22 protein-coding genes and 1 pseudogene are annotated in these 21,172 nt (G+C 68.8%); 12 read left to right on the top strand and 11 right to left on the bottom strand.

Annotated features, from left to right (window positions below; translation table 11 throughout):
- Positions 1-9 precede the first annotated feature (9 nt).
- The 11 genes from glnA to yacG all read left to right on the top strand — a co-directional run bounded on the left by glnA (position 10) and on the right by yacG (position 9,833).
- Positions 10-1,395, top strand: a complete 1,386-nt coding sequence (gene glnA, locus GV368_RS01050) for a type I glutamate--ammonia ligase (RefSeq protein WP_169114718.1) — start codon at positions 10-12, stop codon at positions 1,393-1,395.
- A gap of 76 nt (positions 1,396-1,471) precedes the next feature.
- A complete protein-coding gene (locus tag GV368_RS01045) occupies positions 1,472-1,921 on the top strand; it encodes a DUF4124 domain-containing protein (RefSeq protein WP_055422526.1) in 450 nt (149 codons plus the stop codon).
- Positions 1,922-1,983: 62 nt separating this feature from the next.
- Positions 1,984-3,033, top strand: coding sequence for a nitrogen regulation protein NR(II) (glnL, locus tag GV368_RS01040; protein WP_169114711.1), 1,050 nt, complete (start codon positions 1,984-1,986; stop codon positions 3,031-3,033).
- Positions 3,030-4,421, top strand: coding sequence for a nitrogen regulation protein NR(I) (gene ntrC / locus GV368_RS01035; RefSeq protein ID WP_169114709.1), 1,392 nt, complete (start codon positions 3,030-3,032; stop codon positions 4,419-4,421). Before glnL ends, ntrC begins: the two co-directional genes overlap by 4 nt.
- Positions 4,422-4,466: 45 nt before the next feature.
- Complete coding sequence (locus GV368_RS01030) at positions 4,467-5,270, top strand: biotin--[acetyl-CoA-carboxylase] ligase (protein ID WP_169114708.1); 804 nt, start codon at positions 4,467-4,469, stop codon at positions 5,268-5,270.
- Complete coding sequence (locus tag GV368_RS01025) at positions 5,267-6,028, top strand: type III pantothenate kinase (RefSeq protein WP_169114707.1); 762 nt, start codon at positions 5,267-5,269, stop codon at positions 6,026-6,028. The genes GV368_RS01030 and GV368_RS01025 overlap by 4 nt, the downstream gene beginning before the upstream one ends.
- Positions 6,025-7,392: a TrpB-like pyridoxal phosphate-dependent enzyme gene (locus GV368_RS01020; protein WP_169114706.1), complete on the top strand. Its 1,368-nt coding sequence runs from the start codon at positions 6,025-6,027 to the stop codon at positions 7,390-7,392. The genes GV368_RS01025 and GV368_RS01020 overlap by 4 nt, the downstream gene beginning before the upstream one ends.
- Before the next feature lie 16 nt (positions 7,393-7,408).
- Positions 7,409-8,239 (top strand): SPOR domain-containing protein, encoded by an 831-nt coding sequence (locus GV368_RS01015; protein WP_169114705.1) that lies wholly within the window; start codon positions 7,409-7,411, stop codon positions 8,237-8,239.
- Entirely contained in the window at positions 8,236-8,862 is a 627-nt protein-coding gene (gene coaE / locus GV368_RS01010) for a dephospho-CoA kinase (RefSeq protein ID WP_178086716.1), read from the top strand. Before GV368_RS01015 ends, coaE begins: the two co-directional genes overlap by 4 nt.
- Positions 8,859-9,617 carry a cell division protein ZapD gene (zapD, locus tag GV368_RS01005; protein WP_169114704.1) on the top strand — a complete coding sequence of 253 codons (759 nt, stop codon included), beginning with the start codon at positions 8,859-8,861 and terminating at the stop codon, positions 9,615-9,617. The genes coaE and zapD overlap by 4 nt, the downstream gene beginning before the upstream one ends.
- 12 nt (positions 9,618-9,629) lie before the next feature.
- Positions 9,630-9,833 carry a DNA gyrase inhibitor YacG gene (gene yacG / locus GV368_RS01000; RefSeq protein WP_169114703.1) on the top strand — a complete coding sequence of 68 codons (204 nt, stop codon included), beginning with the start codon at positions 9,630-9,632 and terminating at the stop codon, positions 9,831-9,833.
- Here the strand turns inward: yacG and GV368_RS00995 are convergent.
- The 3 genes from GV368_RS00995 to GV368_RS00985 all read right to left on the bottom strand — a co-directional run bounded on the left by GV368_RS00995 (position 9,776) and on the right by GV368_RS00985 (position 12,397).
- On the bottom strand, positions 9,776-10,786 hold the full coding sequence (locus GV368_RS00995; RefSeq protein WP_206673182.1) for a Nudix family hydrolase: 1,011 nt from the start codon (positions 10,784-10,786) through the stop codon (positions 9,776-9,778). The genes yacG and GV368_RS00995 overlap by 58 nt on opposite strands.
- Positions 10,783-11,682: an ATP-binding protein gene (locus GV368_RS00990; protein WP_206673181.1), complete on the bottom strand. Its 900-nt coding sequence runs from the start codon at positions 11,680-11,682 to the stop codon at positions 10,783-10,785. Before GV368_RS00990 ends, GV368_RS00995 begins: the two co-directional genes overlap by 4 nt.
- 124 nt (positions 11,683-11,806) lie before the next feature.
- Positions 11,807-12,397, bottom strand: coding sequence for a DsbC family protein (locus GV368_RS00985; protein ID WP_169114699.1), 591 nt, complete (start codon positions 12,395-12,397; stop codon positions 11,807-11,809).
- A gap of 242 nt (positions 12,398-12,639) precedes the next feature.
- On the opposite strand from GV368_RS00985, the gene mltA reads away from it, so the two are divergent.
- Complete coding sequence (gene mltA / locus GV368_RS00980; protein ID WP_178086715.1) at positions 12,640-13,851, top strand: murein transglycosylase A; 1,212 nt, start codon at positions 12,640-12,642, stop codon at positions 13,849-13,851.
- Between the two features lie 54 nt (positions 13,852-13,905).
- Here the strand turns inward: mltA and GV368_RS00975 are convergent, their stop codons facing one another.
- The 8 genes and pseudogenes from GV368_RS00975 to GV368_RS11480 all read right to left on the bottom strand — a co-directional run bounded on the left by GV368_RS00975 (position 13,906) and on the right by GV368_RS11480 (position 21,170).
- A complete protein-coding gene (locus GV368_RS00975; protein ID WP_169114697.1) occupies positions 13,906-15,012 on the bottom strand; it encodes an aromatic ring-hydroxylating oxygenase subunit alpha in 1,107 nt (368 codons plus the stop codon).
- A gap of 132 nt (positions 15,013-15,144) precedes the next feature.
- On the bottom strand, positions 15,145-16,335 hold the full coding sequence (locus GV368_RS00970; RefSeq protein ID WP_169114695.1) for a class I SAM-dependent rRNA methyltransferase: 1,191 nt from the start codon (positions 16,333-16,335) through the stop codon (positions 15,145-15,147).
- A gap of 16 nt (positions 16,336-16,351) precedes the next feature.
- Positions 16,352-17,248: a tyrosine recombinase XerC gene (locus GV368_RS00965; RefSeq protein WP_169114693.1), complete on the bottom strand. Its 897-nt coding sequence runs from the start codon at positions 17,246-17,248 to the stop codon at positions 16,352-16,354.
- Positions 17,249-17,253: 5 nt separating this feature from the next.
- Positions 17,254-17,886 (bottom strand): DUF484 family protein, encoded by a 633-nt coding sequence (locus tag GV368_RS00960; RefSeq protein ID WP_169114691.1) that lies wholly within the window; start codon positions 17,884-17,886, stop codon positions 17,254-17,256.
- Positions 17,883-18,739, bottom strand: a pseudogene (dapF, locus tag GV368_RS00955) (diaminopimelate epimerase). Before dapF ends, GV368_RS00960 begins: the two are co-directional and overlap by 4 nt.
- Positions 18,736-19,971, bottom strand: a complete 1,236-nt coding sequence (gene glcF, locus GV368_RS00950; RefSeq protein ID WP_142804857.1) for a glycolate oxidase subunit GlcF — start codon at positions 19,969-19,971, stop codon at positions 18,736-18,738. The pseudogene dapF and the gene glcF overlap by 4 nt, the downstream one beginning before the upstream one ends.
- 3 nt (positions 19,972-19,974) lie before the next feature.
- Positions 19,975-21,039, bottom strand: a complete 1,065-nt coding sequence (gene glcE, locus GV368_RS00945; protein WP_142809969.1) for a glycolate oxidase subunit GlcE — start codon at positions 21,037-21,039, stop codon at positions 19,975-19,977.
- On the bottom strand, positions 21,036-21,170 hold the full coding sequence (locus GV368_RS11480) for a hypothetical protein (RefSeq protein WP_255446500.1): 135 nt from the start codon (positions 21,168-21,170) through the stop codon (positions 21,036-21,038). Before GV368_RS11480 ends, glcE begins: the two co-directional genes overlap by 4 nt.
- Positions 21,171-21,172: the final 2 nt, after the last annotated feature.

Here is a 21,172-nt window from a genome sequence, read left to right as displayed (position 1 = left end):
GTCGATCCGATGAATGCCCAAGACGTCCTCAAGCTCATCCACGAAAGTGAAGCCCGTTTCGTGGACTACCGTTTCACCGACATCCTCGGCAAGGAGCATCACGTCACGGTGCCGGTCTCGGCCTTCGACGAAGAAGTCTTCGAGCGCGGCCACGCCTTCGACGGCTCCTCGATCGCCGGCTGGAAAGGCATCCAGGCCTCCGACATGCTGCTCGTACCCGACCCGGAAACCGCCTACGTCGACCCCTTCTATGAAGAACCCACGGTGGTCATCACCTGCGACGTGGTGGAGCCGGCCGACGGCAAGGGCTACGATCGCGATCCCCGCTCGATCGCCAAGCGCGCCGAGGCCTATCTGAAGTCGACGGGGCTGGGCGACACCGTCTACTTCGGCCCCGAACCCGAATTTTTCATCTTCGACGAGGTCGACTGGTCGGTCGACATGTCCGGCTGCTCGGTGAAGATCACTTCGAGCGAAGCCTCCTGGGAAGGCACCGGCCACCGTCCGCGCGTCAAGGGCGGCTATTTCCCCGTCCCTCCGGTCGATAGCCTGCACGACATCCGCTCTGCCATGGTGCTCGCCCTCGAATCGATCGGCGTGCCGGTCGAAGTACACCACCACGAAGTGGCCAACGCCGGCCAGTGCGAGATCGGCACCAAGTTCAACACCCTCACGCGCCGCGCCGACTGGACTCAGGCGCTCAAATACGTGGTGCACAACGTGGCGCACCAGTACGGCAAGACGGCTACCTTCATGCCCAAGCCCCTCGTCGGCGACAACGGCTCGGGCATGCACGTTCACCAATCCATCTGGAAAGCGGGCCAAAACCTCTTCGCCGGCAACGGCTACGCGGGGCTGTCCGAATTCGCGCTCTACTACATCGGCGGCATCATCAAGCACGCCCGGGCGCTCAACGCCATCACCAACCCCGGCACCAACTCCTACAAGCGCCTGGTGCCGCACTTCGAGGCGCCGACGAAGCTCGCCTACTCCGCGCGCAACCGCTCGGCCTCCATCCGCATTCCCTACGTGGCCAATCCCAAGGCGCGGCGCATCGAAGCGCGCTTCCCCGATCCGCTCGCCAACCCCTATCTCGCCTTCGCCGCGCTGATGATGGCGGGGCTCGACGGCGTGCAGAACAAGATCCACCCGGGCGATCCGGCCGACAAGAACCTCTACGACCTGCCGCCGGAAGAGGACGCCAAGATCCCGACCGTGTGCCACAGCCTCGACCAGGCGCTGGCAGCGCTCGATGCCGACCGCGAGTTCCTCACCCGCGGCGGCGTCTTCTCCAACGACTTCATCGATGCCTACATCGAGCTGAAGAACGAGGAAGTGCAGCGCATGCGCATGACCACCCACCCGCTCGAATTCGAGCTCTACTACAGCCTGTGAGTGCGAGCTGCCCCCGCAGGGGGCGATGAAAGGAAGAGGGCGGCCGCGGCCGCCCTTTTTCCTTTATACTTGCTGCATGATCAGGTTTCCGTCCCGCCTCGCCTCCTGCGCCGTCCTCCTGGGTTTCGGCATGCTGTGCGCACCGAGCGCCTGGGCAACGCTATGGAAATGCACCGACGGCGACGGACGCATCACCTACACCAACGATCGCGCCAGCACCAAAGGGATGCGCTGCGAGGCCCTGCGCGATCTCCCCTACCTCGACGCGACGCCCGCCCCTTCCGCCCCCGCTGCCGCTTCCCCCTCGAACTTTCCCCGGGTGAGCCCCGGCGAACAGCGCCAGCGCGACGACCTTCGCCGCCGCATCCTCGAAGAAGAGAAAGCCGCAGAGAACCAGCGCCTGCAAGAAACGCAGCGCGCGCTGCAGACCGCCTCGCCGGAGCGCGCCGCCGAACTCAAAGCCCAGGCCGAACGCCAGCGGCGCAACCTCGAAGCGATCGAACGCGAACTCCAGCGCCTGCGCTGAGTCTGCAGCATACCTGGCACCGTTCTTGCTGCATTTCTCCCGTTCCGACACCAGGCACCGCCATGCCGCCCGATCTCACCGCCCTCGACTGGCTCTCCACCGCCGTCGTCCTCGCCGGCCCCGACCGTCGGCTACGGACGGCCAACGCCGCGGCCGAGCACCTCTTCGGTCTCGCCCGCGAACGCCTTGCCGGTCGCCCCTGGGAAGAGATCTTCGGTGCCTCGCCCACCTTGCGCACCGCTCTCGACGAGGCCGAACGCAACCGCTGGTTCTACGCCTGCCACGGCATCGGCCTGCATCTCCCTTCCGGTCAGACGCTCGCGGCCGACGTCACGGTGAGCCCCATCCAGGACGACGGCGAAGGATTCACCCTCGAATTCCGCCCCATCGACCAGCGCCTCAAGACGACCCAGGAAGAAGAGCGCCTGCGCCTGCAGCAGGCCGCACGCGAACTCGTGCGCGCGCTCGCCCACGAGATCAAGAACCCTTTGGGCGGCATTCGCGGCGCGGCGCAACTGCTGCAGATGGAACTGCCCGATCCGGCGCTCGCGGAGTACACCGAAGTCATCATTCTCGAGACCGACCGCCTGCAGCGCCTGCTCGCCGGGCTGCTGGCCGCGCACCAGGCGCCGCACCCGGCCCCGGTCAACGTCCACGAGATCCTCGAGCACGTGCGCCGGCTGCTGCTCGCCGAATTCCCCGCTTTGCGGGTCGAGCGCGACTACGACGCGAGCCTGCCGGAGCTTACCGCCGACCGTGAGCGCCTGCTGCAGGCGATCCTCAACATCGCGCGCAACGCCGCCCAGGCCACCGGGGGCAAGGGTAAAGTCGAGCTGCGCACCCGCGCCGCGCGCCAGGTGACGCTCGCCAAACGGCGCTACCGCCTCGCGCTCCACGTCGAGATCGCCGACGATGGTCCCGGTATCCCCGAAGCGCTGCGCGAGCGCATCTTCTATCCGCTCGTGAGCGGGCGCGAGGGCGGCGCGGGACTGGGACTGGCGATCGCCCAGGACATCGTCGCCCAGCACCACGGCGTCATCGAGTTCGACAGCCGCCCCGGGCGCACGCGCTTCCACCTCCTGCTGCCGCTCGCTTCCGGGAGCCCGACATGAACGACGCCATCTGGATCCTCGACGACGACAAATCCATCCGCTGGGTGCTCGAGCGCGCGCTCGAACGCGAGAACCTGCCGCATCGCGGTTTCGATCGTGCCGAGACGGCGCTGGAGGCGCTCGGGCAGGAACGGCCGGCAGTGGTGCTCACCGACATCCGCATGCCCGGCACCGACGGGCTCGAGTTCGTGCGCCGGCTGCATGAGCGCTCTCCTGGTACGCCCGTGATCGTGATGACCGCCTATTCGGACCTCGACAGCGCCGTGAGCGCTTTTCAGGCCGGCGCCTTCGAGTACCTGCCCAAACCCTTCGACGTACCCGAGGCCGTGCGCCTGGTGCGTCGAGCGCTGGAGGCGCGGCCCGGCGCAGTGGCCCAAGACGAGCCGGACGCCACCCCCGAGATCCTGGGGCAGGCCCCGGCGATGCAGGAAGTCTTTCGCGCCATCGGGCGGCTGTCGCACTCCAGCGCCACCGTGCTCATCACCGGCGAATCCGGCACCGGCAAGGAACTCGTCGCCCGGGCGCTCCACCGCCACAGCCCGCGGCGCGACGGCCCGTTCGTCGCCATCAACACCGCGGCGATCCCGCGCGAACTGCTCGAAGCCGAGCTCTTCGGCCACGAGAAAGGCGCCTTCACCGGCGCCGCCGCCGCCCGCCGCGGCCGCTTCGAGCAGGCCGAGGGCGGCACGCTCTTTCTCGACGAGATCGGCGACATGCCCGCAGACCTCCAAACCCGGCTGCTGCGCGTGCTCTCCGACGGGCACTACTACCGCATCGGCGGACAGCAGCCGCTGCGCGCCAACGTGCGCATCATCACCGCCACGCACCAGGACCTGGAAGCCCGCGTGCGCGAAGGACTCTTTCGCGAAGACCTCTATCACCGCCTCAACGTCATCCGGCTGCGCCTGCCGCCACTGCGCGAGCGCGCCGAGGACATCCCGCTGCTGGCGCGCCACTTCCTGACGAAGAGCGCGCGCGAACTGGGGGTGGAGCGCAAGACGCTCTCGCCGGCCGCATTGGAAGCGCTCGTACGCTACCCCTTTCCCGGCAACGTGCGCCAGCTCGAGAACCTCTGTCATTGGCTCACCGTCATGACCCCGGCGCAGCGCATCGAACCGCACGATCTGCCGCCGGAAGTGCGCACCCCCGTGGAACCTGCCGGCACCACCGAGCCTTCCTCCGCATCCCCGGCCTGGGAACACTTGCTCGCCGAGGAAGTCGACCGCCTGCTTGCCACCGGCCGCACCGCCCTCTACGATGAGCTGCACGCGCGTTTCGAACGCGTCCTCTTCGAGCGGGCGCTCGCCCACACCGGCCAGCGCCGGGCAGAAGCCGCCGCCCGGCTCGGCGTGGGCCGCAACACGCTCACGCGCAAGCTCAAGCGCTAGCGCCTGCCGTACAATAAGCGCTTCGCACCCTTCCTGCGACACTCCATGCCCGCTCCCTCCGCCTTCGATCCGGCGGCATTGCACCGGCTCCTGCCCGAGGCGATCGCCCGACGGCTCGATCTTCATTGGCTTGGCGAATGCGCCTCGACCAACGACGAGGCGATGCGCCTGCCGCTGCCCGATCCCGGGCGCCTTGCCGTCGTCGGTGCCGACCGGCAGACCCGGGGAAGGGGACGGCAGGACCGGATCTGGCAATCCTGGCCCGATGCGAGTCTCACCTTCTCCTGCCTCTTCGCGTTTCCTCCGGGCACCTCGCTCGAAGCGCTGCCGCTTGCCGTCGGCGTGGCGCTCGCTCGAGGCTTGCAGGCGCTGGGCGTGCCCGGCGTCGGGCTCAAATGGCCCAACGACCTCCTCATCGCCGGCGCCAAGGTGGCCGGCGTGCTCATCGAAGCGCAAAGCCGTCATGCGGCGCCGACCCGCGTCGTCGTCGGCATCGGGCTCAATCTCGAACTGCCGCCGGATTTTCAGCCTGCAAGCGGCCTGCCGGCCACCGCGCTGGCGCACCACCTCGCCCCCCTGCCGCCGCAGGCAGCGGTGCTCGCCGCGCTCCTCGAACGGCTAGACGCCGTGCGCGCAAGCTATCTCGCCGGTCGCGGCTTCGTTCCCTGGCGCGACGAATGGAACGCGCTCGACGCCTACGCCGGCCAAGAAGTGGCGGTGCGCGACGGCGAGCGCGAGCTCGTCGGGATCGACGCCGGCGTCGACGACACCGGCTGCCTGCTGCTCGACACCGCCAGCGGGCGCATCGCCTGCTGCGTCGGTGACGTCTCGCTGCGCCCCCTCGCATGAATCCGACGCTGCTCCTCGATCTGGGCAACACGCGGCTCAAATGGGCCTTGCTCGAGGGCGAACACTGGCGCGAGAGCGGCGCCTGCCGCCACGTCGACATCCCGCAGTGGATCGAAGCGATGCGCGCACGGCTGCCCGCTTCGACCCGGCGTTTCGGCGTGAATGTGGCGCACGACCGGCTCGCCCTCGAACTCGAACGCCAGCTCGGTTCGATCCATTGGCTCGTGGCGCAGGCGCAGTCCTGCGGCGTCACGAACGGCTACGACGAGCCCGAGCGGCTCGGCGCCGACCGTTGGGCCGCGCTCATCGCCGCGCACCACCTGCACCGGGGCGCAGCGCTCGTCGTCTGCTGCGGCACGGCCACCACGGTGGACTGGCTCGACGCCGACGGATTCTTTCGTGGCGGGTTGATCCTGCCTGGGCTCACGACCATGCGTGCGAGCCTGGCACACGCCACTGCCCGCCTGCCCTTTGCCACCGGCGACGTCCGCCTGCCGCCGACGAACACGCAGGACGCCATCGCCAGCGGCTGCCTGCTCGCCCAGGTCGGGGCCATCGAACATTACTATCGGGTCATGGAGGGGCCTGCCTGCGGTGCCATGGCCCTGCTCTCGGGCGGCGACGCCGACATCATCGCCGGGCATCTGGCCATTCCGGCCCGGACGGTGGATAATCTCGTCCTGCGGGGCCTGGCCGTGGTCGCCGCTGCCAGCGCCCGTCCCAATCCCTCCCATGACGCACGAGAGCACACCCCATGAGCGAACCAACCCGGGTCCTCCTCGAAGAGCACGAGATTCCGACGCATTGGTACAACATCGCCGCCGATCTCTCCACCCCGCCGGCACCCCCGCTCGGACCGGATGGCAAACCGGTCGATCCCTCGGCGATGGCCGCGATCTTTCCCGAGCCCATCCTCGAGCAGGAGATGAGCCGCGAGCGCTGGATCGCCATCCCCGACGCGGTGCGCGAGGCCTATGCCATCTGGCGCCCCTCGCCGCTCATGCGCGCCGTACGCCTGGAGCGGCGCCTGGGCACGCCAGCCAAGATTTTCTTCAAGTACGAAGGCGTTTCCCCAGCCGGTTCTCACAAGCCCAATTCCGCCGTGCCCCAAGCTTATTACAACCGCCAGGTCGGCATCGAACGGCTCACCACCGAGACCGGCGCCGGCCAGTGGGGCTCCTCGATCGCCTTCGCCGGCCAGATGTTCGGGCTGGAGGTGCGCGTCTACATGGTGCGCGTGAGCTACCAGCAAAAGCCGCAGCGCCGTGTGCTGATGGAAACCTGGGGCGCGGAGGTGCACGCCAGCCCTTCGCCGCTCACCGAGACCGGGCGGCGCATCCTCGCCACCGAGCCGGATCATCCGGGCTCTTTGGGTATCGCCATTTCCGAAGCCGTCGAAGAAGCCACCTCCCGCCCCGACACCAACTACACCCTCGGTTCGGTGCTCAACCACGTCCTACTGCACCAGAGCCTCATCGGACTGGAAGCGAAGAAGCAGTTCGAGAAAATCGGGCTCTATCCCGACGTGATCTTCGGTCCCTGCGGCGGCGGCTCGAGCTTCGGCGGCATCGCCTTCCCCTTCCTCGCCGACAAGTTCGCCGGCGAACGGCGCGCCGCGGGATTGCGTTGCGTGGCGGTGGAGCCCGAATCCTGCCCCACCCTCACCAAGGGGACCTACGCCTACGATTACGGGGATGCCTCCGGCTTCACCCCCTTGATGCGGATGTACACCCTGGGACACGACTTCGTGCCGCCGGGCATCCACGCCGGCGGGCTGCGCTACCATGGTGCCTCCCCTTTGGTGTCGCAGCTCGTGCATGAGGGTCAGGTCGAGGCGCTCGCCGTGCCGCAGCGGGCCACGTTCGAGGCCGGCATCCAGTTCGCCCGCGCCGAGGGCATCATCCCCGCACCGGAATCCTGTCACGCCATCCGCGCCGTGATCGACGAAGCCTTGCGCTGCAAGGAAACTGGCGAAGCCAAGGTGCTGCTCTTCAACCTCACGGGACACGGGCACTTCGACATGAGCGCCTACGAGCGCTACTTGCGCGGCGAGCTCGAAGATTACACCCTGCCCGATGAACTTCTGGCCGAGGCGCTACGCGCTTTGCCGAGCGTAGGCTGAGAGGAATACCGAGGCGATGCGCCTTCTGATCGCGCTGCTCCTGCTCGTCAACGCGCTCCTGCTAGCGATGACCGCGGGGCTGTTGCCGCGACCTTCTCCCGAAGCGACACGCGCAGCCGGCGAGCACCCTCTGCGCCCCGAACGCCTGAGAATCATCGGAACGGCAGCGGGGCCGGAGGCGCCCGCTCCCCCATCGGTCGAAGCTCACGATCCCAAAGCGGCGCAGCCCTTGGTCGCGCACACCGCCACCGAGCCGGAGCCCACCCCCCCCACAGCCAACGACCCGCTCCTCCTTGCCGGCACACCGCGCATCGAGACTCCACCTGCCTCTGCTGCACCCGGCTCGGGCACCTCGGGGACAGAACGACCGGCCATGACTCCGAGCCTGGCTCCCCCTCCGGATTGCCTGCAGCTCACCGGGGTCGATCCCGATCGGCTGCCGGCGCTCAAAGACGTACCACGCGGGCTGACCAGCATCCAAATCCAAGAGCGAACCAATACAAAAACCACGGCTTGGCGCGTGCTCCTTCCCCCCCAAGGAGGCGCGGCAGCCGCGAATCGTCGGCTCGAACAATTGCGTCTAGCCGGGGTCGAAGATTATTTCGTGATCCGAGACCCTGGTCCGTTGCAATGGGGCATTTCGCTCGGGCTCTTCCGCTCCCGCGACAGCGCCGAGAAGCGGATCGCGGAACTGCGGGCGAAAAAAGTCGAGGATGCCCAGATCGTGGAGCACCGCACTACCGTCCACGACCTCACCTACCTCGGCCCCCAAGATGCCATCGCCGACCTGCGCCAGCGCATCCGAGCCCGTTTTCCCCAGATCGCCATCGACACCTGCTCCCCATGAGCCATCCACCCTTCATCATCGGCCTGACCGGTGGCATCGGCAGCGGCAAGAGTGCCGCCGCCGAGCACTTCGCGCGGCTCGGCGCCGCCGTGGTCGACACCGACGCGATCGCGCACGAACTCACCGCACCCGGCGGCGCGGCGATCCCGGCGCTCGTCGCCGCCTTCGGCCCCGACATCCTCACCCCTGCCGGGGCGCTCGATCGCGCCAAGATGCGCACGCTCGCCTTCTCCGACCCCGAGGTGAAACGTCGGCTGGAAGCCATCTTGCACCCCCTGATTCGCCAGGAATCCGAGGCGCGCTGCCGTGCCGCCACCGAGGCGCCCTATGTCGTGCTCGTCGTGCCGCTACTCATCGAAGCGGGCCCAGATTATCGGCGCCGCTGCCAACGCATCGCCGTGGTCGACTGTCCCGAGGAAGTTCAGATTGCGCGGGTACGCGCGCGCAGCGGCCTGGATGAAGACCTGATCCGCCGCATCATGGCGCAGCAGGCGAGCCGGGCCGCGCGGCTCGCCGCCGCCGACGACATTCTCGACAACGGGGGCGATCTCGCCCAGCTCCACGCTCAAGTCGAAGCGCTCGACCGCCTCTACCGCGAACTTCCCCGGCACACGCCGTCATGATTCTCTTCGAATTCCCCTTCAGCGAACGCATTCGCACCTTGCTGCGCCTCGAGGACGTGTGGCAGCGGTGGCAACATTTTCTCGACGGCACACACCGGTACGACCACCACGCCGCGATCGTTACTCTCTTCGAGCTCGCCGACATCGCCGGACGCACCGACCTCAAACTCGACCTGATGCAGGAGCTCGATCGCCAACGCGCCGCCCTGCTCGCCCTACCCAGCGAGCGGGTCGACGCCCAACGCCTGGCGACCCTCATGGCGCGTATCGAACGAACCCGTACCGCTCTGCTCGGCATGGTCGGGCGGGTGGATCACTACCTGCGCGAAAACGAATGGCTGATGGCGCTGCGCTCACGCGCCCACGTCCCCGGCGGCCTGTGCGGCTTCGATGCCCCCGCCTACCATTTCTGGCTGGAACAGCCGCCCGAATCGCGCACTGCATCGCTCGAACGCTGGACCGCTGCGCTGCAGCCGATTCGCGAGGGCGTCGAGCTCGTGCTGGGCCTCTTGCGCGCCAATGCCGAACGCTTCGAGGCCATCGCCCCTCGCGGCGCCTACCAGCGCGCACTCAAAGGGACCTGCTGCCTGCTCGCTCGCGTCCATGTCGACCCCGCGCTGCAAGTCATCCCCTCGATGTCGGCCAACAAGTACCTCATCAGTCTGAGATTCGCCCCACCCCGCAGCGATCTGCGCCCCGCCACGCAACCGTTGGAACTCGACGTCCCCTTCGTGCTCGAACTGTGCCGACTGTGAAAGGGATACGCCATGAACGACACCGTTGCGAAGACTCCTCGCCTCGTCTCCTGCCCCACCTGCGGCAAACCGGTGCCATGGACGCCGGAATCGCGCTGGCGCCCATTCTGCTCCGAGCGCTGCAAACTCATCGATCTCGGCGCCTGGGCCGACGAACGCTATCGCCTGGCCTCGGCCGGAGAAAGACCATCCGAATCCGGCGACGAATCGCAATAGACCTGGCTCCACCAGGCGCGGATCCCCGCCACGCCGTGCGCCCCGGCACGGCGCGCATCCTCCAGATCCGCCGGTCCCAACCCGCCGATGGCATAGACCGGGATCGACGCACCGCGCGCGATTTCCTCGAACCCCTGCCAACCGAGCGCCGCCGTGCCCGGATGCGAGCGGGTCGGTCGTACCGGCCCCAAGACCGCGTAATCCAGCGCCAAAGCCTCGGCGCGGTGCAAAGCGGACGCCTCGTGCACGGAGGCTCCGACCCAGGGCAGATCGGGTCGCCGGGAAAGCGATTCCAGCCGCCGCTGCGGCAGGTGCAGCCCCGTGCCCAGCGCCCGGGCGGCATCGACCTCGCCATTGAGCACCAGGAGATCCTCCGGCCCCAGCTGGGGGCGCAGCCGACGCACCAGCGCTTCGGCGAGCGCCGCCGGCTCGCGCACCTGCACGAGCACCGACCCCAGGGCACGCGCACGCACGAGCGCATCTTCCTGCCGTTCGAGCGCCCCGGCGAGCGGCTCCCCCGCTTCGAGCATCGCCGCCACGCCGCTCACCAACATCCGCTCCGGCAAGGCGAGGAACTTCCACACCGGGCCGTTGGCGGGCAACAGGGGCGCGACCGTCATCGCTGGCGGCCGCACCCAGGCGAGCGCCGCATGGATCCGCGCCCGAGGCTCGCCCGACCAGCGCACGATGCGAAAGAAATGCAGCCGCACGTGCGCGTGCGCATAGGCATGCTCGCGCACCACCCACGGCAGCACGTCTTCGGGCGCCACGGCGATCTCCAGCTCTTCGGCCAACTCCCGCACCAGCGCCTGCGCCGGCGTCTCGCCCGGCTCCACCTTGCCGCCGGGAAATTCCCAGTAGCCGGGGCAGAACGTTCCCTCTGCCCGTTGCCCCAGCAGCACGGCGCCGTCGTCGCGCCGCAGCACCGCCGCGGCCACTTCCACGCGTTTCACCCTCGAGGCTCCTTGCGCGGCAAGCCATGTCGCCCCGCCCAATCTCGCGCGAACTGCCAGGCCACCCGGCCGGAACGCGAGCCGCGCTCGATCGCCCATTGCAACGCCTCGGCGCGCGCCGCCTCGATCTCGGCCTCACCGACGCCGAACGAACGCAGCCAATGCGCGACGATGGTGAGATATTCCTCCTGCGAAAAGGGGTAGAACGACACCCACAGGCCGAAACGCTCGGAGAGCGAGATTTTTTCCTCCACCGCCTCGGCCGGATGTACCTCCTCGCCGACGTGGCGCGTCCCCTCGTTCTCGTGGAAGAACTCCGGCATCAGATGCCGCCGGTTGGAGGTCGCGTAGAGGAGCACGTTGTCCGGCTGCGCCCACACCGAACCGTCGAGCACGCTCTTGAGCATCTTATAGGCCGGCTCGCCCTCCTCGAACGAGAGATCATCGATGAAGACGATGAAGCGCTCGGGCCGCGTCTCGAGGCAGGCGAGCACGTCGGGCAGATCGACCAGATCGGTCTTTTCCATTTCCACCAGTCGCAGCCCCCGATCGGCATACTCGGTGAGCAGCGCCTTCACGAGGGAAGACTTCCCCGTGCCGCGCGCCCCCGTGAGCAGCACGTTGTTCGCCGGGCGTCCGGCGAGGAACTGTTCGGTGTTGCGCACCACGCGCGCCTTCTGCGGCTCGATGTCCTTGAGATCGTCGAGGCGCAAACGATGCGGCCGCCGCACCGGCTGCAACACGCCGCGCCCGCCCACCCGCCGATACCAGTAGGCCAAACCCTCTTCTTCCGGCCAGCACACCCGCGCCGTTTCCTGACTGGCCGCCCGAGCCTCCAACACCGAGGCCAGGCGCTCGATCGCGGCCACCAGTCCTTGCACGTTCATCGTTTCCATCGTCTCCCCACTCCAGCGAGCATCGCGACCAAGGGCCCCGAGTATACCCGCGCCGTGTCTCGAGGGCACCGCGAAAGCCGTCGCGAACGCTCACGGAACCCCACACCCGGCGCTCGGGGTGTCGTCAACGACGAAGCCCCGATGCTTCCCCGGTCAACAGATCGCCGAGATCGTCGGCACGGATCAACCCCGAAATGCGCTTTCCCGAGGGCAAAATGATCGTCGGCACCCAAGAGATCCGCAGTTCTCGCCCCAGGCGGAGGTTTTCTTCGATCGCACTCGCATCGCAAGCCGCCGGGGCAGGCAACCGGCCTTCGAGCATCCACGCCCGCCATGCCTGCGCCCGATCCGGCGCGCACCAGATCCGTTCGGACTTTTCCCGTGAATCCTCGCCCAGAATGGGGTAGAGAAAGAGGTAGACCGTTACGTCCCCGAGCGCATCGAGTTCGCGCATCGATTCCTTGCAGTAGCCGCAGTTGGGATCTGCGAACGAAACGATCGTCCGCGAGCCCGTCCCATACACCAGCGCGATCGCCCGATCGAACGGCAAGCGGGCAACATCCACGCGACCGACGTCCATACCGTCGCGCCCGCCCTCGTCCAGATCGGACCACGTTTCATCCCCCGCGTGCGCCTCGATCCACCCCGTCAGAACCAGGGCCAACACCCAAGCCAGCACCAACGGCAGCGCAATTTTCCTGCTCGGCTGATGCATCGCTCCCCTCCCCCAAAGATTCTGCCATCGGGCAGGTCACCATGATCGACGAGTAGGCGCTGCGAATGACCTACTGCGCGGCGGCGGCATGGAGGCAGTGCACGAGGCCCGGATGCTCTGCTCGCCTATCCGGTTGATGGGTCTGGGATTGCGCACTCCGGGCGCCTGGCCCAGCCCCCGCTCGCCACGGTTACGCGGTGTCCGAGTATACTCGGCGCACGACCTCTCGCGCTCGATCGCCCATGACGCCACTGGCCACACGCCCCAGCCTGCTGCTCGCACTCCTGCTCTCCCTCGCCGCCTGTACCAGGCAGGAATCTCCCACACCGCCCGAACCCTGTGTCTGCCCGCCGGCTACGACCCAACCCGCTCCCCCACACGCGCCAGCGCCCGCTCTGCGCGCCGAGGCTCGCGCGTGGAGCGATCTGCCGGGCTGGCGCGAGGATCGCCCCAGCGAGGCGTGGGTGGCTTTCCTCGCCGGTTGCCCCCGCCTTGAGGCAATCGAACCCGCCTGGCAGGCCGTCTGCCGCGAGGCACGCGAACAGCCGCGCGAGGACGCGGTGCTGCGCCGATTCCTCGAACGACGCCTGCGCCCCTGGCAGCTCGTGGCAGTGCTACCCGATGGCGGCACCCGCGACACCGGGCTCGCCACCGGCTATTACGAGCCGCTGATCGCCGCGAGCCGCACACCGGATGCCCGTCATCGTACCCCCATCCTCGGGCCGCCTGCCGATCTCGTCACCGTGGATTTGGGTGAAATCGTGCCCGCGACGAAGCACCTACGCCTCAAGGGCCGGCTGGAAGGCAATCGGCTCGTCCCCTATTACAGCCGCGCCGAGATCCGTGCCCTGGGCGAGAGGCTGCCCGCCCCGATACTCTTCTGGGCGGCCGACGAGCTCGATTTCTTTTTCCTGCAGATCCAAGGCTCCGGCCTGCTGCGTCTGACCGACGGTTCGACCGTGCGCATCGGCTATGCCGATCACAACGGACACCCTTACCGTTCCATCGGGCGTCTGCTCATCGACGCCGGCGAACTCACCCTGCCAGAAGCCTCGGCGCAGGGCATCCGGCGCTGGCTCGAACGCCACCCCGAGCAGCGTCAGGCGCTCCTCGACGCCAACCCGGCTTATGTCTTCTTCCGCGAATTGCCCCCCGACGGCCCCGGCCCCATCGGCACCCTGGGCGTACCGCTCACGCCGCAGCGCAGCCTCGCGGTCGATCCGGCGCTCCTGCCCTTGGGTGCGCCGCTCTATGCCGTGGTCTCGGGCAGGCATCCCCTGTCCCGGCTGATGCTGGCGCAGGACACGGGAGGCGCCATCCAAGGACCGTTGCGTGTGGACGTCTATGAAGGCAGCGGCCAGGAAGCCGGCGAGCGCGCCGGGCGGCGGCGCGACGAAGTCGCCCTGTGGCTGCTGTGGCCGACCGATGCCGACCCACCCGCAGCCAGGCAATGAAAAAGAAAAAGGCGCCCGCAGGCGCCTCGCGGGAAACAGGATCGCAGTACTTCCTCAGCAGCCGCCCTCCAGCCCCATCAGCCGGCGATAGAACGCGTGGAAATGCGGCATCCCCACCTCGAACGGCTCCTGATAGGGTCCAACCTCGTCCCTGCCCTCGGCCAGGAGCGCCTTGCGGCCGCGGTCCATGCGCTCGGCGATCTCATCGTCCTCAATCGCCGTCTCCATGTAGGCCGCCTGCTGCGCCTCGACGTACTCGCGCTCGAACTCGACGATCTCTTCGGGATAATAGAATTCCACCACGTTGATCGTCTCGCTCACCGACACCGGCCACAGGGTGCTCACCACCAAGGTGTTGGGATACCACTCCACCATCACGTTGGGGTAGTACAGCATCCAGATCGCACCGTGCTCGGGCAGTTTCCCTTGATGATAATCCAGTACCGCCTCGTGCCAGCGCGCATAGACCGGCGTGCCCGGCTTGTCGAGCGCCGTGATGCCCACGCGCTGCACCGAGTACCATTCACCGAACTGCCACTCGAGCGCGCTGCAATCGACGAAGTTGCCCAGCCCCGGATGGAAGGGCACGACGTGGTAATCCTCGAGATACACCTCGACGAAGGTCTTCCAGTTGTAGTGGCAGTCGTGGCGCACGACCCGGTCGAGTTTGTAGCCGGAGAAGTCGAACCAGCGGGCGAGCTCCATGCCGGCGAGATCGGCCGCCGCCGAGCGCGGCCCGCGAAAGAGGAGCCCGTTCCACGATTCGAGCGCCTCGCGCTGCAGGTTGAGGCAGGGCGTCTCGGAGAAATGCGGCGCACCCACCAATCGCCCCGTGAGATCGTAGGTCCAGCGGTGCAAGGGGCAGACGACGTGCTCGGTCTTCCCTTCCCCCTGCAGCATGATGGCTTGCCGGTGGCGGCAGACGTTGGACAGCAACGCCGGCCCCTGGGCGTCGCGCACCAGCGCCTTGGCGTGGTCGAACCACTCGAGCGAGCGGTAGGAGCCGGGCTCCGGCACCATCGCCTCGTGCCCGACATAACCCGGCCCCTGGCGGAAGAAGATCTCCAGCTCGCGGCGAAACAGCGCCTCGTCGAAATACCACGACACCGGGAATTGCAGCGCCGCCGGCTGCAGACGGACCCCAGAACCCATCTCCGACATGATCGAACCCTCCATGGACGAAAGGACCCGACCTCGACGCCGAGGTCGCCGAAAGAGCGCGGGATGGTACCACGAAACGAGTGCAAGGGGTTGATCAGGCGAAAAAATCTTCCGCCTTGCCCCCGAGCGGATTCATTCCAGGCGCACGAGCAGCCCTTTGAGATATTCGCTCTCGGGCACCGCCAGCCCCACGGGATGATCCGGCCCGGCCTGCAGGCGGGCGAGCACCTGCGCGTCGCGCCCGTTCTTGGCAGCGCAGTCGGCCACGATCTCGCGAAATTCCTCCGTGCCGATGCCGCCGGAGCAGGAAAACGTCATCAGAAGCCCGCCGGGGGCGACCAGGCGCATGCCGTGGAGGTTGACGTCGCGATACGCCCGCCGCGCCTGCGGCACGTGGGCCGCCGAGGGGGCGAACTTGGGCGGATCGAGGATGACGAGGTCGAAGCGCTCGCCGTCGCGCTCCCACTCGCGCAACAGGGTGAAGACGTCGGCCTCGAACCAGCGCGCCCGATCCGCCGGTAGCGCGGGATCGAGGGCGAGGTTGCGCCGCGCGAGTTCCAGCGCCGGGCCGCTCGAGTCGATCGAACAGACCTCGCGCGCGCCGCCCGCGAGCGCGTGGAGCGAAAATCCGCCGCTATAGCAAAAGGCGTTGAGCACCCGCGCCCCGTCGGCGAGCTGCCCGGCGAGCCGCCGGTTCTCCCGCTGGTCGAGGTAGAACCCCGTCTTGTGCCCCTGCACCACGTCGACGAGCAGACGCACGCCGTACTCCTCGATCACCACCGTCTCGGGCAAGGTTCCGAAGACGAGACCCGTGCGCGGCTCCAGCCCTTCGAGCCGGCGCACCCCGGAATCCGATCGTTCGTAGAGCGCCTCCAGCTCCGGCAAGGCGCGCCGAAGGGCATCGGCGATGGCTTCGCGCCAGCGCTCGGCGCCGGCAAAAGTGAGCTGCAGCACCGCCACCGCGCCGAAGCGATCGACGATGACGCCGGGCAGGCCGTCGGCCTCGCCGTGCACCAGCCGCAGACCCTGCTGCCCGCGCAAAAGGGGATGGGCCAGACGCCGGGCGATCGCCTGGGCGATGCGCCGCCGGAAGAAGGCGTGATCGACGGGCGAATCCGGCGTGAAGTGCCACACCCGCGCGCGGATGCGCGAAGCGAGCGACACCCCGGCGCGCGCGAGCGGCGTGCCGTCGTGGCGCGCCACGAGCACGGTGTCGCCGTTTCTCACCGGTCCGTCGATGCGCTCGACGCTGGTGTCGAAAATCCAGGGGTGACGCCGCATGAGCGAGCGCTCCCGCCCCGGTTTGAGGATCAAGGTCGCCATGGAAAGATTCCGGTCCTTATTTGCGTTTGGCCCGCGGATGGGCCGCGTCGTAGATGCGCGCCAGATGCTGGAAATCGAGCCGGGTATAGACTTGGGTGCTGGCGATCGAGGCGTGTCCCAGGAGTTCCTGTACCGCCCGCAGGTCGCCCGAGGATTGCAGTAGGTGACTGGCGAAGCTGTGGCGCAGCCGGTGCGGATGGAGGCTCCCTTCCACGCCATGCTTGCGTCCCCAGCGCACCAGGCGGCTTCCCACCCCCTGAGGGGAGAGGCGCGTGCCCTCGCGGCTCACGAAGAGCGCCTTCTCGCCCGGCGCCACGAGCTCGGCGCGCAGCGCGAGCCACTGGTGCAGCGCCGCGATGGCCGTGCGCCCCAGCGGCACGGTGCGGCGTTTGCCGCGTTTGCCGGTCACGCTCACCCAACCCTGGTCGAGATCGAGGCAGGCGGGATCGAGGTCGAGCGAGACGAGCTCGGCCACCCGCAGCCCCGTGGCGTAGAGGAGTTCGGCCATGGCGCGGTCGCGCACCTCCAGCCCCGCCTCGGGCGCGGCGTCGAGCACGCGCTGCGTCTCGTCCACCCCCAGCGCCTTGGGCAAGAGGCGCGGCGCACGCGGCGCGCGCAGCCCGTCGGCGGGGTTGGCCGCCACCCAACCCTGGCGCAGCGCCCAGCGGTAGAACCCGCGCCAGCACGACAGGCGGCGCGCGAGCGAACGCGGCGCCAGACCCTGCCCGTGCGCCCGGGCGAGCGCCGCGCGTAAGGCAGCCGCATCGGCGCGCAGCGGCTCGCCGCCCGTGGCCTCGGCCAGGGCTGCGAGTTCCAGCCGGTAGGCACGCACGGTCGCCGTGGCGCTGCGGCGCTCGGCCTCGAGCGCGGCGAGGTAGCGCTCGATCGCGTCGGGCAGCTTGGCTTCGTCCATGAGGCTCACGCCGCCTCGCGGCAGCGGGCGAGCGCCGCTGCCGCGAGCTCGCCGATACGCCGCAGAAAGACGGTTCCCATCGCCGGGTAGAAGCGCTGCGGCTCGGGACTGCCGAGCGCCAGCAACCCCACGCCCTCCTCGGGCACCGGTAGCGGCAACACGGCGCAGGAGGCGACGTCGGCACCGAGCCAGGCGGCCAGCGCCGGATGGGGAGGCGACCCCACGTGCACCTCGGAGAGCGTGCGGGCGAACGCCGCGAGCGTCTCGGGTAATTCCGCCGCGAGCCAGCCGGGAAGGCCCAGGCGCACCGTCGGCACGGCGAACTCTTCGGTGAGGGTGCGCGTGAGGATCTGGCGCACCTGCGGACGCGTCTCCGCCCCGATGAGGGCGAGCGCCAGGCGGTGCATCCGCTCGGCGAGCTGATCGTTCTGCCGCCCGATCTGCAGGAGCTGGGCGAATTTTTCTTCCATCGCCTGGAGTTGACCACGCAGCAGGTTCGCCTGATGCTGGGCGAGCGACACAGTCCCCCCCGGCCCTTCGGACGGCAGGGCCAAGGAGGCCGCCAGCGCCGGCTCATGCAGGAAGAAGTCCGGATGCTCCTGCAGATAATGGCGAACGTCGTCGTGCGAGCAGCTCATCGCGGTAGCTCCCAGGGTTGGTCGAGGTCGATCACTCCTTCGAACACGGTGCGCGCCGGGCCGATCATGATCACGGGCCGACCCGGCCCGGCCCATTCGATGCGCAGCCGCCCGCCGCGCGTGTGTACCGTCACCGGCGGGCACAGCAGCCCGCGCAGGGTACCGGCCACCACCGCGGCGCAGGCACCCGTGCCGCAGGCGAGCGTCTCACCCGCCCCGCGCTCGAATACGCGCAGCCGGATCGCGTCGGGCGCGAGCACCTGCATGAAGCCGACGTTGACGCGTTCGGGAAAACGGGGATGACGCTCGATTCGTGGACCGAGCTCGGCCACCGGCGCCCGATCGGCGTCCTGCACCACCAGCACCGCGTGGGGATTGCCCATGGAGACTGCCGTGAGTTCCACCGGCCTGCCGTCGACTTCGAGCGTCTGCACCACTGCATCGGTGTCGCTGACGAAGGGGATGCGCGCGGGTTCGAGCACCGGCACGCCCATGTCGACGGCCACCTCCCCTTCCTCGCGCAGCTCGGGTTCGATCACGCCGCTCGCCGTCTCCACGCGCAGGCGCTGCTTGGTGGTGAGCCCTTTCTCCACCACGAAGCGGGCGAAACAGCGCGCACCGTTGCCGCACTGCGCCACCTCGCCGCCGTCGGCGTTGAAGATGCGGTAGCGGAAATCGGCGTCGGGGCGGGTGGGCGCCTCCACCAGCAGGAGCTGGTCGCAGCCGATGCCGAAATGGCGGTCGGCAAGCCAGCGTACTAGTTCGGCGTAGGCGTGAAGCGCTGGCGAATCGCGTCGATCACGACGAAATCGTTGCCCAGGCCGTGCATCTTGGTGAAATGGAGAAGGTTCATGCCCTCAACGCCTCGTCGATGAGCTCGATCCAATGGCACACCGGCACGCTCGCGCCGTGCGCCAGATGGGTGATGCAGCCGATGTTGGCCGAGGCGATCCGGGCCGGAGCGTGTTCGGTGAGGGCGGCGAGCTTGTTGCGCTTGAGCGCCTCGGCCAATTCCGCCTGCAGCAGCGAGTAGGTTCCGGCCGAACCGCAGCACAAGTGGGCATCGCGCACCGGCACCAGAGTGTAGCCCGCGCGCGCGAGCAACCGCTCGACCACGCCGCGCACCTTCAGACCGTGCTGCAAGGAACAGGGCGCGTGAAAAGCCACGGCCCCGCGCGGCGTCGGCTGCGCCGGCAGCAGCGCTTCGAGTGCAGCCGATTCGGCGGCGAGCACTTCGCTCACATCGTGCGCCCGCTGCGCCACCTGCGCTGCCTTGTCGGCATAGGCCGGATCCTCGGCGAGCCAAAACCCATAGTCGCGCACCTGGGCTGCACAGCCGGAGGCGGTGATGAGGATGCCCTCGATTTCACCCGACTCGATCGCCGGCCACCAGGCGTCGATGTTGCGCCGCGCCCGCGCTCGCGCCCGTTCCTGTTCGTCGAGGTGCCATTCGATCGCCCCGCAGCACCCCGCCCCCGGCGCGGCCTCGAGCGAAATGCCCAGCCGGTCGAACACGCGCTCGGCCGCCGCGTCGATCGCCGGTTCCAGCTCGGGCTGCACGCAGCCTTCCAGCCGCCACCAGCGGCGAGGGTGGCGCGCCGTCGGTCGCGGGCCAGCCTCTTTTTTCGCCGGAATCTTCGCCGCCAGGGAATCCGGCAGCACCCCTTTGCCCAAACGGGCGAGCCGCAGCGCCGCGGCGAAGCGTTGGCGTTCAGGCAGCACGCGCGCCAGCGCCCAACGCTTGGCCCGTTCGGCGAGCGGCCGCGGCACGCGCGCATCGACCTCGTGCCGGCCGATGTCGAGCAGGTGCGCGTATTCCACGCCCGAAGGACAGGTCGTCTCGCAGGCGCGGCAGGTGAGGCAGCGGTCGAGATGTTGCTGGATGGCGCGCGTGGGCGGCACGCCCTCGAGCACCTCTTTGATCAGATAGATGCGCCCGCGTGGCCCATCGAGCTCGTCCCCGAGCAGCTGATACGTCGGGCAGGTGGCGGTGCAAAAGCCGCAGTGTACGCACTTGCGCAGAATGACGTCGGCCACCCGGCCGGCGGGGGTGTCACGAATGAAATCGGCCAGATTCGTCTGCATCGCTCACTCCAAGGGCAAGCGACGCGCGAACACGCCGTCGGGGTCGAAGGCGGCCTTGAGCCGCTCTTCGATGGCGCGCTCGGCGGCGCCGCGCGGCGCGAACACGCGCTCACCGGCCCGGGCGCCGCGCCAGCGCACGGCATGTCCGCCCACGGCGCGAGCGCGTTCGAACCAGGAATCGTCGCCCACCGGGCGGCGCAGCCAGCGCAGCCCTCCGCCCCATTCGACGAGCGCATCCTCCGCATCCGCCCAGGCAGGCGTGGTCGGCGGCAACGCCAGACGCCACAGCACCTCACCCTCGTGCAGGTTCCAGACGGGCAGGCGCTGCTCGCGCACTTCCTCCCAGAATCGCTGCGCCGCCGCCTCCGGCAGCACCTCGCCGCCCAGGCGCGCCGCGGCCGCTTCCACCGCCGCCCGGGCGCCGGCAAGGCGCAGGGTCATTTCCCCTTGCCACCACACGCTCGCCGACAGGGGAAGCGGCTGTCCCGCCCAGCGGTTGAGGCGTTCGATCGCCTCGTCCTGGCTGCAGGCAAAGCGCAGGGTGAGGGTGGCCGGGGGCAGCGGCAAAACCTTCAGCGACACTTCGAGGATCACCCCCAGGGTGCCGAGCGAACCGGCAAAGAGCCGCGCGACATCGTAGCCGGCCACGTTCTTCATCACTTCGCCGCCGAAGCGCAGCACTCGCCCCTGGCCGTCGAGCACCCGCACTCCCAGCACGTAGTCACGCAGCGCCCCGTGTCCCCAGCGGGTCGGGCCGGAGAGTCCAGCGGCCACCGCCCCCCCGATCGTGGCCGAATCGGCGAAGTGCGGCGGAGAGAAGGGCAACCATTGCCCGTGACGCGCGAGCAGCGCCTCCACCTCCCTCAGCGGCGTGCCGCCATAGGCGGTGAGCACCAATTCCGAGGGTTCGTAACGGATGATGCCGGAGAGTAGGCCCACCTCCAGCGGCTCGGCATCCGGATCCGGCGCCCCGTACCAGGATTTGCTGCCCCCGCCGCGGATCTCCAGCCGCCTGCGCCCGCACGCCGCCAGCACCTGCTCACGCAAGCGATCGACGATCGCATTCATCGTTTCTCCTCTCGTTTTTTGCGGCGCCGCTCGGCGAGCCGCGCCTCGTCGCGCAGCCACAGCAGGGAACCGATCAGCCCCAGCACGGGAATGGCGACCAATAGCAGCTGCACCCAGGCCCTCTCGCTCATGG

This window comes from Tepidiphilus baoligensis (assembly GCF_012911495.1).
GTDB classification, from domain to species: domain Bacteria; phylum Pseudomonadota; class Gammaproteobacteria; order Burkholderiales; family Rhodocyclaceae; genus Tepidiphilus; species Tepidiphilus olei.
The sequence above is the reverse complement of the archived record's forward strand: the minus strand, read 5'-3'. Positions and strand labels throughout refer to the sequence as shown.

Bases quoted from the DNA above. Each gene is read 5' to 3' on its own strand.
- GV368_RS00990 (WP_206673181.1), bottom strand. From the start codon at position 11,682: ATGGAAACGATGAACGTGCAAGGACTGGTGGCCGCGATCGAGCGCCTG.
- glnA (WP_169114718.1), top strand. From the start codon at position 10: ATGAATGCCCAAGACGTCCTCAAGCTCATCCACGAAAGTGAAGCCCGT.
- zapD (WP_169114704.1), top strand. From the start codon at position 8,859: ATGATTCTCTTCGAATTCCCCTTCAGCGAACGCATTCGCACCTTGCTG.
- GV368_RS01015 (WP_169114705.1), top strand. From the start codon at position 7,409: ATGCGCCTTCTGATCGCGCTGCTCCTGCTCGTCAACGCGCTCCTGCTA.
- coaE (WP_178086716.1), top strand. From the start codon at position 8,236: ATGAGCCATCCACCCTTCATCATCGGCCTGACCGGTGGCATCGGCAGC.
- GV368_RS11480 (WP_255446500.1), bottom strand. From the start codon at position 21,170: ATGAGCGAGAGGGCCTGGGTGCAGCTGCTATTGGTCGCCATTCCCGTG.
- GV368_RS01020 (WP_169114706.1), top strand. From the start codon at position 6,025: ATGAGCGAACCAACCCGGGTCCTCCTCGAAGAGCACGAGATTCCGACG.
- GV368_RS00975 (WP_169114697.1), bottom strand. From the start codon at position 15,012: ATGTCGGAGATGGGTTCTGGGGTCCGTCTGCAGCCGGCGGCGCTGCAA.
- yacG (WP_169114703.1), top strand. From the start codon at position 9,630: ATGAACGACACCGTTGCGAAGACTCCTCGCCTCGTCTCCTGCCCCACC.
- GV368_RS00965 (WP_169114693.1), bottom strand. From the start codon at position 17,248: ATGGACGAAGCCAAGCTGCCCGACGCGATCGAGCGCTACCTCGCCGCG.
- GV368_RS00970 (WP_169114695.1), bottom strand. From the start codon at position 16,335: ATGGCGACCTTGATCCTCAAACCGGGGCGGGAGCGCTCGCTCATGCGG.
- glcE (WP_142809969.1), bottom strand. From the start codon at position 21,039: ATGAATGCGATCGTCGATCGCTTGCGTGAGCAGGTGCTGGCGGCGTGC.
- GV368_RS01045 (WP_055422526.1), top strand. From the start codon at position 1,472: ATGATCAGGTTTCCGTCCCGCCTCGCCTCCTGCGCCGTCCTCCTGGGT.
- glcF (WP_142804857.1), bottom strand. From the start codon at position 19,971: ATGCAGACGAATCTGGCCGATTTCATTCGTGACACCCCCGCCGGCCGG.
- GV368_RS00985 (WP_169114699.1), bottom strand. From the start codon at position 12,397: ATGCATCAGCCGAGCAGGAAAATTGCGCTGCCGTTGGTGCTGGCTTGG.
- GV368_RS01025 (WP_169114707.1), top strand. From the start codon at position 5,267: ATGAATCCGACGCTGCTCCTCGATCTGGGCAACACGCGGCTCAAATGG.
- GV368_RS01030 (WP_169114708.1), top strand. From the start codon at position 4,467: ATGCCCGCTCCCTCCGCCTTCGATCCGGCGGCATTGCACCGGCTCCTG.
- mltA (WP_178086715.1), top strand. From the start codon at position 12,640: ATGACGCCACTGGCCACACGCCCCAGCCTGCTGCTCGCACTCCTGCTC.
- ntrC (WP_169114709.1), top strand. From the start codon at position 3,030: ATGAACGACGCCATCTGGATCCTCGACGACGACAAATCCATCCGCTGG.
- GV368_RS00960 (WP_169114691.1), bottom strand. From the start codon at position 17,886: ATGAGCTGCTCGCACGACGACGTTCGCCATTATCTGCAGGAGCATCCG.
- glnL (WP_169114711.1), top strand. From the start codon at position 1,984: ATGCCGCCCGATCTCACCGCCCTCGACTGGCTCTCCACCGCCGTCGTC.